Here is a 1,017-nt window from a genome sequence, read left to right as displayed (position 1 = left end):
CGACCTGCCGGTTGCGTTCCCATCCGTCCTACGGAAAATACTTGCGCCAGTTGAAGGACGGAACCCTTCGCATCGATAAGCAGGCGGTTCGTGACGCGGAAAAGTACGACGGCAAATATCTCATCCGGACATCTGACGACACCTTGTCTGCCGAAGATGTCGCGCTTGGATATAAGCAATTGGTGGATATCGAGCAGGCCTTTCGAACATTGAAGTCCACATTAGAATTGCGGCCTATGTATCATCGCTTGGAAGATTGCATTCGGGCGCACGTGCTGCTCAGCTGGCTCGCTCTCTTGCTGGTTCGGATCGTGGAGATTCGAACCCATGAATCGTGGCCGAAAGTAAGGGACGAATGCGAACGTCTCATGCTAGGACATTTTTCTTCAAAAAACGGTGACCTTGATCAACGAACCGAACTGACGGCCAAACAGGCTCAATTCTTTGCGGCTCTAGGGCTGGAGCCTCCTCCGAAGATTCTAGGCATCCATCCTCGCACCTAGATACACGCCCAACGTATGCCCCAATGCCTCTCGTCCCTTTGGTATCAAGGGATGAGAGGCATTTTGTTTGCCTAGTCACTGTCGAACTCGGGTTCCCCTTTCGTTGAATAAATCGATGATCTCGGGCCATCTGTTCCAGTTCTTCGCACGATAACACGCTTCGTAAACCCTCTAAAAAACAATGCCATTCCTCTTGGAGAGATAAGGACGTCTTCAAAAAAACCACCCTTTCTAAGACATGATGAAGTCTTCAAAAGGATGGTCAAATGAGGCATAGATTTATTCCTGTTTTCTTAACTTGATGGCTATGGGGGGGGCCCGTTTTTGTCTTAAGTGGTGTTTTCAGGAGAGATATTTTTGATCATAACTCACATTTCGCACCCTAACAGGGTGGAAAGAAAGGATTTTTTATTTCGTTTTTCAGAATAACATTTCGACCAACACAATGAGCGATGGTAATCCTTTTTTTACCATCGCTAGTCGTTCCGTATGACGTTACACGTAAATGCTCTCG

At 47.5% G+C, this 1,017-nt stretch carries 1 pseudogene; it reads left to right on the top strand.

Annotated elements, in window-relative coordinates:
* Positions 1-503, top strand: a pseudogene (locus B4113_RS20820) (transposase); the annotation flags it as partial.
* Positions 504-1,017: the final 514 nt, after the last annotated feature.

It is taken from the genome of Geobacillus sp. B4113_201601, from assembly GCF_001587475.1.
GTDB lineage: Bacteria > Bacillota > Bacilli > Bacillales > Anoxybacillaceae > Geobacillus > Geobacillus icigianus.
This window is presented reverse-complemented; position numbering and strand designations above follow the sequence as displayed.